This is a genomic window from Sphaerisporangium aureirubrum, from assembly GCF_042658925.1.
Lineage (GTDB): Bacteria > Actinomycetota > Actinomycetes > Streptosporangiales > Streptosporangiaceae > Sphaerisporangium > Sphaerisporangium aureirubrum.
Genome location: NZ_JBHSRF010000065.1, coordinates 45,333 through 53,639 on the forward strand (window position 1 = coordinate 45,333; position 8,307 = coordinate 53,639).

The 8,307-nt window shown below is 70.7% G+C and carries 10 protein-coding genes, 2 tRNA genes and 1 other RNA gene; 6 read left to right on the forward strand and 7 right to left on the reverse strand.

Going from position 1 to position 8,307, the window contains the following annotated elements; translation table 11 throughout:
- Positions 1-3 precede the first annotated feature (3 nt).
- Complete coding sequence (gene tadA / locus ACFP1K_RS30850; protein ID WP_380759901.1) at positions 4-486, forward strand: tRNA adenosine(34) deaminase TadA; 483 nt, start codon at positions 4-6, stop codon at positions 484-486.
- Positions 487-568: 82 nt separating this feature from the next.
- A tRNA-Ser gene (locus ACFP1K_RS30855) sits at positions 569-658 on the forward strand.
- A gap of 57 nt (positions 659-715) precedes the next feature.
- On the opposite strand, the gene ACFP1K_RS30860 is transcribed toward ACFP1K_RS30855, so the two are convergent.
- A complete protein-coding gene (locus ACFP1K_RS30860; protein WP_380759903.1) occupies positions 716-1,237 on the reverse strand; it encodes a GNAT family N-acetyltransferase in 522 nt (173 codons plus the stop codon).
- Positions 1,238-1,507: 270 nt separating this feature from the next.
- On the opposite strand from ACFP1K_RS30860, the gene ACFP1K_RS30865 reads away from it, so the two are divergent.
- Positions 1,508-1,852: a hypothetical protein gene (locus ACFP1K_RS30865; RefSeq protein ID WP_380759905.1), complete on the forward strand. Its 345-nt coding sequence runs from the start codon at positions 1,508-1,510 to the stop codon at positions 1,850-1,852.
- A 74-nt stretch (positions 1,853-1,926) separates the two neighbouring features.
- Here ACFP1K_RS30865 and ACFP1K_RS30870 read toward each other — a convergent pair whose 3' ends face one another.
- The 3 genes from ACFP1K_RS30870 to ypfJ form a co-directional block, all read right to left on the reverse strand.
- A complete protein-coding gene (locus tag ACFP1K_RS30870; protein ID WP_380759906.1) occupies positions 1,927-2,202 on the reverse strand; it encodes a hypothetical protein in 276 nt (91 codons plus the stop codon).
- 122 nt (positions 2,203-2,324) lie between these two features.
- Positions 2,325-2,648, reverse strand: a complete 324-nt coding sequence (locus ACFP1K_RS30875; protein WP_380759908.1) for a type II toxin-antitoxin system VapB family antitoxin — start codon at positions 2,646-2,648, stop codon at positions 2,325-2,327.
- Between the two features lie 69 nt (positions 2,649-2,717).
- The gene (gene ypfJ, locus ACFP1K_RS30880; RefSeq protein WP_380759910.1) at positions 2,718-3,596 is read right to left on the reverse strand and encodes a KPN_02809 family neutral zinc metallopeptidase; all 879 of its coding nucleotides are present in this window, start codon (positions 3,594-3,596) and stop codon (positions 2,718-2,720) included.
- 369 nt (positions 3,597-3,965) lie between these two features.
- On the opposite strand from ypfJ, the gene ACFP1K_RS30885 reads away from it, so the two are divergent.
- The gene (locus ACFP1K_RS30885; protein WP_380759912.1) at positions 3,966-4,178 is read left to right on the forward strand and encodes a hypothetical protein; all 213 of its coding nucleotides are present in this window, start codon (positions 3,966-3,968) and stop codon (positions 4,176-4,178) included.
- A gap of 47 nt (positions 4,179-4,225) precedes the next feature.
- Here the strand turns inward: ACFP1K_RS30885 and ACFP1K_RS30890 are convergent, their stop codons facing one another.
- From ACFP1K_RS30890 to ACFP1K_RS30900, 3 genes are all read right to left on the reverse strand, one after another.
- Entirely contained in the window at positions 4,226-4,420 is a 195-nt protein-coding gene (locus ACFP1K_RS30890; protein WP_380759915.1) for a hypothetical protein, read from the reverse strand.
- Positions 4,421-4,614: 194 nt separating this feature from the next.
- Complete coding sequence (locus ACFP1K_RS30895; protein WP_380759917.1) at positions 4,615-4,767, reverse strand: hypothetical protein; 153 nt, start codon at positions 4,765-4,767, stop codon at positions 4,615-4,617.
- A gap of 456 nt (positions 4,768-5,223) precedes the next feature.
- Positions 5,224-5,309: transfer RNA gene (locus ACFP1K_RS30900), tRNA-Ser, on the reverse strand.
- Positions 5,310-5,446: 137 nt separating this feature from the next.
- Between ACFP1K_RS30900 and ffs the strand changes: the two genes are divergently transcribed.
- Together ffs and ACFP1K_RS30910 are read left to right on the forward strand one after the other, a co-directional pair.
- Positions 5,447-5,542, forward strand: an RNA gene (gene ffs / locus ACFP1K_RS30905) — signal recognition particle sRNA small type.
- Between the two features lie 109 nt (positions 5,543-5,651).
- On the forward strand, positions 5,652-7,826 hold the full coding sequence (locus tag ACFP1K_RS30910) for a DNA polymerase III subunit gamma and tau (protein ID WP_380759920.1): 2,175 nt from the start codon (positions 5,652-5,654) through the stop codon (positions 7,824-7,826).
- The last annotated feature ends 481 nt before the right edge of the window (positions 7,827-8,307 follow it).

An 8,307-nucleotide genomic window follows, 5' to 3' on the forward strand; every position in this document is an offset into this window, starting at 1 on the left:
GGCATGACCGAAAACTCCGTGAGCCCCCCTGCGGCCGGGTTCGAGGAGCCGATGCGGCGGGCGCTGGCGCAGGCCGTCCTCGCGGCCCGGCGCGGCGAGGTGCCGGTCGGCGCGGTCGTGATCGGCCCCGGGGGCGAGATCATCGCCGAGGCGGGCAACGACCGCGAGAGCTCGGCCGACCCCACCGCGCACGCCGAGGTGCTGGCGTTGCGCGCCGCGGCCCGCGCCAGGGGCGGGTGGCGCCTGGACGGCTGCGCGCTGGTGGTGACTCTCGAACCCTGCACGATGTGCGCCGGCGCCGCGGTGCTCGCCCGGGTGGACCGCCTGGTGTACGGCGCGGTGGACGAGAAGGCCGGCGCCGCGGGCTCGCTGTGGGACGTGGTGCGCGACCGCCGGCTGAACCACCGCCCCGAGGTGATCGCCGGGGTGCTGGCCGGGGAGTGCGCCGCGCTGCTGCGGGAGTTCTTCACCGAACGACGCGGCTGACCACCCCTTTTCCCTACATTTCCCTACATACCGGACGGTCGGCATGCACGAAACAGGGCCCGGATCCGGTAGGCTGCTCCGCGGTGGAGTCGCCTAGTGGCCGAGGGCGCACGCCTCGAAAGCGTGTGATGGGGCAACCCATCCGTGGGTTCAAATCCCACCTCCACCGCCAGCGACGAAGGGCCTCCGACCGGCGTGCCGGGTGGAGGCCCTTCGCGCGTTCCTGGAGTCACATATCGTTGAACGGCGCGGCGTAGGTGAAGGCGCCCCGCAGCGCCGGGGTGTACGTGCTGAGCGGGCGGGCCTGGAAGTGGGGGGCCCACTCGGGCACCGGCGGGGTGACCCCGTACTCCGACGCCAGGCGGAAACCGAACAGCGGGTAGTAGTCCGAGTGGCCGAGCAGCACGACCAGGGGCTCGCCGAGCGCGTCCGCCGCGCCCAGCACGGCGTGCACGAGGGCGTGCCCGACACCCCGGCGCTGGAAGGCGGGCAGCACGCCGAGCGGGCCGAGCCCGAGCACGGGCGACGAGCCCACGCTCGCCCGGGTGCAGACGACGTGCCCGACCACGGCGCCGCTCACGTCCTCGGCGACCAGTGACAACTCGGGCAGCCATCCGTCGCAGGCGCGCAGCGCGTCGACCAGGCCGGCCTCCGGCGGGGTGGTGCCCGGCGCGTAATCTCCGGCGAACGCCGCGAGGTGCACGGCGTGGATCGAGGGGATGTCGGCGGGGGTCTCTCGGCGTATCAGCACGGGCCAAGGCTTCCCGGGCGCGCTCCGCCGCGTCAAGCGAATAAACCTCGTCCGGGGCGTTCCCTGTCGGCTTCGGTGAATGCCCAGAAATCCCTACAAATTCCGATGAATGACCCGACCAAGGCTTTGCCGCGTCCGGGCTCTTCGCTGGATTTCGCCAGGTTAGGGTGACATTGAACTATTTAAGCGCCGTTTCCCGGAATGCCGAATACGGCGCTCCGAGCGCCCGGGAAAGCCTGGGACCGACCACTCGATTCGGAGTGATCTCACATGCTCAGACACACTCTCGCCGCCGGCGCCCTCGTGGCCTCCGCCCTGGTCATCCCGGGCGCGCTGGCCCTGAACTCCGCCGCCGCCTCCACCACGACGCCCGCCGTCGTATCGGTTTCCTCCGTGCCGGGAACCGGTCTGCAGGCGCCCTGCAGGGGCAAGAACTGCAAGAACAAGAGCGGGCACAAGAACAAGAAGAATAAGAAGAACAAGCACAGCAGCGGCAAGCACAAGAAGCACAACGGCAAACACAAGAAGCACAGCAGCGGTAAGCATAAGAAGCACAGCAGCGGTAAGCACAAGAAGCACAGCAGCAAGCACGGCAGCAGCAAGCACGGCCGCTGAGGCCGTACGGGCTCCGTGTTCCGTCGCCCCCGGAGGGGATCTCCCTCCCGGGGCGACTCCGTTGTCCCGGTGGATCAGCGGTGCGCCGGGCCGTCCTCGCCGGGTTCTCGCTCCGGCGGCGCCTGCGCGGCGTCGTTCTCGCAGTGCGGCGGCAGGTGCAGGCCCTCGCCGGCCGCCGGGCCGCGCGGCACCTGCCGCGGGATGGTGTACGCGGTGTCCTCCGCCCGCAGCACCAGCGCCATCAGCTGGTCGACCAGCCATTCCGCGGGTTGTTCGCGGAGCCGGCTCCGCACTCGCTCGCGCAGCTCTCCGGCGAGCTCTTCACGGACCTGCGCCACGATCTGCGTCACATCTCGCATTGGTATCCGCCCGAGGTTGGGTTCAGTGTCGCCCCTGCGACGGTCGCAGCTTAGGAAGCGCGGGCCGGGCGGATGGGCGGGACGAGAACTCTTTTACCTACGGTGTACGGGACTCATTCACCGTCCGCGGGCGGCCCGGTGGGCGCGTCGACGTCCAGGACCCGGGCGTGCAGCACCGAACGCTGGTGCAGCGCCGCCCGCAGCGCGCGGTGCAGGCCGTCCTCGAGGTACAGCTCGCCGCGCCACTGCACGACGTGGGGGAACAGGTCGCCGTAGAACGTCGAGTCCTTGGCGAGGAGCGAATGCAGGTCGAGCACCGCCTTCGTGGTTATCAACGTGTCCAGTCGCACCTGGCGCGGTGGTATCTGCGCCCATTCACGATGCGAGAGGCCGTGCTCGGGATAGGGACGTCCTTCGCCGACTGACTTAAAGATCACCCTAGTCAGTTTAAGAGAGTTTCTGGCTTCTCAGCCGCGCCGATGGTCCCTCGATGACCGCACGGTGGGTCAGATATCACCGGAGAAGGTGTCGCACCGGCCGGGCGCGCCCGACTGATAACCCGTGGTGAACCACTTCATCCGCTGCTCGGACGTGCCGTGGGTGAAGCCCTCGGGGTCGACGCGGCCCTGGGTGCGCTCCTGGATCCGGTCGTCGCCGACGGCCGCCGCGGCGTCCAGTGCCTCCTGGATCTCGGCCCGGGTGAAGTCCTTCTCGTACAGCCCGGTGCTCACCGCGTTCTTGGCCCAGACCCCGGCGTAGCAGTCGGCCTGCAGCTCCAGCCGGACCGAACCGCTGGTGGCGCCCTGCTGGTCGCCCTGGACCTTCTCCATGGTGCCGAGCAGGTTCTGCACGTGGTGCCCGTACTCGTGCGCGATGACGTACGCCTGCGCGAACGGCCCGCCCTTGGCGCCGAACCGGCTCTGCAGCTCGTCGAAGAAGGTCAGGTCGAGGTACACCTGCTGGTCGTTCGGGCAGTAGAACGGCCCCACCTGCGAGCTGGCCTGCCCGCACCCGGTGTTCACCGCCTCGGAGAACAACACGGTCTTGGCCGGGGTGTAGCTCGCGGAGGCGTCCTGCGGGAGGGAGTCCGCCCAGTACTCCTGGATGCTGTTGACGATGCCGACCACGCGGCACTCCTCGGACTGGTCGGCGTCCGCGCCGGTCTGGCACTTGTCGGCGAGGTTCGAGGTCGGCTGCGCGACCCCCGGGTCGCTCCCGCCGCCGCCCATGATGTCGCCCGGGTTCACCCCGAACAGCAGCGCGGCGATCAACGCGATGATCCCCGCCGCCCCGCCGCCGATCGCGAGCCCGCCCCGGCCGATCCCGCCGCCACCGCGGTTCTCGACCTGCGAGGCATCAAGATCGGCATTGTCCCTGAAGTCCATCGCCCTGATCCCTTTGTCTGAGCCGCCACGGTGAGTAATGCCCCCTCCTGCTGCCCCCCAGCCAATCGATCATGCGCGCCACGGCCGTCCGCCCAGCTCACTCCCTCAGCGGATGGCCCCCCTCAGTGCTCCCCGTCCCCGTCCGGGCGGTCACCTCCCGCCCAGGAGCCCCCGTCCCTCAACGGACGATCACCTCAACCCAGGGCACACAGGATGCACGGCCCTCTTCCCGTCACCCATCCCCCGGCTCCACCCAAAGGAAGCGCCCCGTTCCGCCGCCCCCCGGCGCGTGATCTTCATCCCCCGCCCGCCTCCGGCTAACGTCACCACTGATCGGATGATCTTCCAGCCTCGACGGGGTGACCGCACATGCCACCAGATCTCCCACCCCCCGCGTACTTCCTCCGCAGCGCCCCCGTCATGTCCACCACCGCCTGGCTGAAGGACCTCGCCAGAACCCGCGCCCCCATGGTCGCCGCCCTCACCCTGGCCGCCGCCACCGGCGCCGGCCTGGCCCTCGGCCTAACCCCGTCCTGCCCCTACGCCCCTCCCCCCGCTCGTCCCGCCCCCACCGCCCCCTGAACGCCGGAAGGCCTGGGCCGCGAGTGCGGCCCAGGCCCTCCATCCGGCTAGTCCATGATGCTGTGCAACAGCCCGATCGCCGCGAGCCCGGTCGGCAGCCCGACACCCGGGCCCATGGTGGTACTGAGGTCCAGCCCGACATGCCCGCCCAGCCCGAGGATCACCACCCAGCGCTGCGGAAGCCGCGCGGGTTGATCAAGTGAATGGTTGCCTTGGGCAGGCTTCCGCCAAGGTATTCTCATCGGCGATGTCCTTCTCGTGCGCTTGGAGTGCGGGTACGGACAAAAGAACGGCTCCCTGTCTCGACCACAGGGGGCCGTTCGCTTTGGTACGGATGATGCGTTTGTTCTCTGAGCGTTATCTTGCTCTACCACTAATGGCTAAGCAAGTGCATCTGCACAGACGCATGCACGCTGCATATGCACGTGCATTCCGATCAGTCGCGCTGAGGCAGCCGGCGGTGCCGGACCGTAGCCACCGTCGAGAGCGTCACGAGCACCGCGAACAGAACCACCGCCCCCACCACCAGGGGATTGACGAAGCCCGGCACGAGATCGGGCCCGCACGTGGTGTCACGCAGCGGCCACATGCTCTGAACACCGTCCGGCGAGAGCGGATGCCCCGGCCGTAAAGATCCGGATTCGCCAAGCCACACCGATCGTCGGGATCGGTCATCGCCCAGAAGGCCGTCGTCCCCATCCCGTACCCATAGACGGCCACCGCCCCGCAACCGACCGCCCAGGTCGCCAGCCACCCCGCCCTCCGCCGCCTGGCCCCGAACACGATCACGCCCCGCACCCCCAGCACCACCCCGGCCACCCCGACCAGCGGCCAGCCCAGCGAGAGGAACATGAAAACGATCAGGAGAGTGAAATAGATGAAGTCCATCGCCGCCGATTGTGACGAAGACGAACGAGCACCAGGACAGTGGGGTCGCTCCGCCGTGCCACGACGGCGAGTCCGCACCCCCGAACCGGGGGCGGAAAGCACGAAGGGCCCGGTTGGATCGACCGGGCCCTGCGTGTTCTTGCTGCTCAACCAAGCGCGGAGGATAGGAGATTCGAACTCCTGAGGGGTTGCCCCCAACACGCTTTCCAAGCGTGCGCCCTAGGCCAACTAGGCGAATCCTCCGTCGAGAAGCTTACCGGACTTCGGGGTGGGGGGAGACCATCGAGGGAGAGAGGGTTTGGGGGGAAATCTGCGGTGGGGGCGGGGGTGGTTCGTGGCGGGGAGGGCCACGAGTGGTGCCGGGCGCGGCTAGACTGTTTCCGGACCCCTCGCATGGCGTCATCCTGTGAACCTCCCCAGGGCCGGAAGGCAGCAAGGATAAGCGGGCTCTGATGGGTGTGCGAGGGGTCTTTTCGCCGGAGAACCGGGACGGTGACACGGGTTGTCGTCGCGGGGGAAGAGCGGGCGTCGGCCTTCGCGGCTCTTCGGCGGTTGACACTCCGGCCCCCTAGGCGAGGAGACGGCATGAGTCTCGCCCTCTACCGCAAATACCGCCCTGGGACGTTCGCCGAGGTCAAAGGTCAGGAGCACGTCACCGAGCCGTTGCGGCAGGCGCTGAGCACGGGGCGGATCAACCACGCTTATCTCTTCAGCGGGCCGCGCGGGTGCGGCAAGACCTCCAGCGCGCGCATCCTGGCCCGCTCGCTGAACTGCGAGAAGGGGCCCACGCCCGATCCGTGCGGGGAGTGCGAGTCGTGCGTGGCGCTCGGGCCGGCCGGGCCGGGGCACCTCGATGTGATCGAGATCGACGCGGCGTCGCACGGTGGTGTGGACGACGCGCGCGACCTGCGGGAGCGGGCGTTCTTCGCGCCGGTGTCCGCGCGGTTCAAGATCTACATCATCGACGAGGCGCACATGGTGACCCGTGAGGGGTTCAACGCGCTGCTGAAGCTCGTCGAGGAGCCGCCGCCGCACCTGAAGTTCGTGTTCGCGACCACCGAGCCCGAGAAGGTCATCGGGACCATCAAGTCCCGCACCCACCACTATCCCTTCCGGCTCATGCCGCCCGGCACGCTGCGCACGCTGCTGGAGGAGATCCTCGAATCCGAGTCGGTGCCGTACGAGCCCACCGCGCTGCCGCTGGTGGTGCGGGCCGGGGCGGGGTCGGCGCGTGACTCCCTCTCCATCCTGGACCAGCTGATGGCCGGGGCGGACGACGCCGGCATCACGTACGCGCGTGCGGTGTCGCTGCTCGGCTACACCGACGGCGACCTGCTGGACGAGATGATCGCCGCGTTCGCCGCGCGGGACGGCGGGCTGGTGTTCGGGACCGTGCACCGCGTGATCGAGGGCGGGCACGATCCGCGGCGGTTCGCGATGGACCTTCTGGAGCGGTTCCGGGATCTGGTCGTGCTCGCCAACGTTCCGGGGGCGGCGGCCAGCGGGCTGCTGGACCGGCCCGGGGACGAGCTGGAGCGGCTCGGGGGGCAGGCGGAGTCGATGGGGCCCGCGGAGCTGACCCGGGCGGCGGAGGTGTTCAACGCCGGGCTCACCGAGATGCGGGGGGCGACCTCGCCTCGGTTGCTGCTGGAGCTGATGTGCGCGCGGGTGTTGCTGCCGGGGGCGGGGCAAGGGGAGTCCGCGTTGATGGCGCGGCTGGAACGGCTGGAGCGGGGGGCGGGGTCCGTACCCGTTGCCTCCGCTCATGTCGCGTCCGCTGCTCCGGTGGTTTCTCCTCCTATCGCGTCCGCGGGGCCGGTGGCCGGTGATTCGGAGCCGCTGGCTCAGCCGCAGGGTGGGGCGGTGGTTCGGCCGCAGGAGGTCACGGTGCCGCCGCCTCCGGCGCGGCCGGCTTTCTCTCGGGGTGCGGATGCCGGGGATGACCGTTCTACTTCGGGGCGGGGTGACTCTTCTACGGGGCGTGGTGACGAATGGCCTGCGGCGGCGCGGGCCGGTGCTGTGCCGCGGCCGTCGGATGACGTTTCCGCGCCGGAGCCGGTGCGGGCTTCCGCGGTGGGTGGGGGGGCCATCCAGCAGGCGTGGCCGCAGATTCTTGAGACGCTCAAACGGCGTTCGCCCGCGGTGTGGGCGAACGTCAGCACCCACGCCCAGGTCGCCGGGGTCGAGGGGGAGCTCGTCACGCTCGGGTACAGCCAGGTCGGGGCCCAGCGGTACTTCATCAACGGTGGGAAGGACGGCGTGGTCGCGGCGGTCATCGCCGAGGTCCTCGGGGGGAACTGGCGGGTGGAGGCCGTGCTCGGCAACGGTGGCGGCGCCCCCTCGCCCGCCCCCGCGCCCGCCGTACGGCAGTCCCGTCCCGCGCCGACCCACGCGCCGTCGCCGCAGCGCGCCCCGGCCCCTCCGCCCGCTCCCCCGAGGACGCAGCAGGCGCCGCCTCCCGTGGACGAGTCCTGGCCCGACGCCCCCTCCGACGACGAGGGCCCTGGCCCGGCCCCCACCCCGCCCGGTGGTTTCGCCGCCGCCCGCTCCGCCGCCCAGGCCGCGCAATCCCGCCCGCCCAAGACGTCCGCCCCCGCCTGGCCTGACGCCGTCCCCAGCCGCTCCCCTTCTCCCTCCCGTGAGGCCGACGAGGTCGACCCGGACAACGACGCCGACGCCGACACCGACGACCTGACCGGCATGGCCCTGGTCCAGCGCGAACTCGGCGGCACCATCATCAACGAGATCGACCACTCCTGACCCTCCCTTCCCCGCCGCACATCGCGCCGGTCCACACCGCTGTGCTACTCGCCGCGCCGGCGCTGTACAGGGCTGGACGCCGACGCTTGGGGCGCGGGGTGAGCGCCGCCCCGCATGGAGGCGCGGGGTGGGCGTCAACCGGACGGGGGCGCGGGGTGGGTGTCAACCGGACGGGGGCGCGGGGTGGGTGTCAACCGCGTGAGGGTGCGGGGTGGGTGCCGACCGCGTGGGGGCGCGGGGTGGGCGTCAACCGGACGGGGGCGCGGGGTGGGTGTCAACCGCGTGAGGGTGCGGGGTGGGCGTCGACCGCGTGAGGCGCGGGGTGAGCGTCAACCGCATGGGGTGCGGGGTGAGCGTTAACCGCATGGGGTGCGGGGTGAGCGTCAACCGCGTGGGGGTGCGGGGTGCGCGCTGACCGGGTGGGGATGCGGGGTGGGTGATGTGTGTATGAGGGGGCGGGAGGGGGCGACCCGGGGAGGGG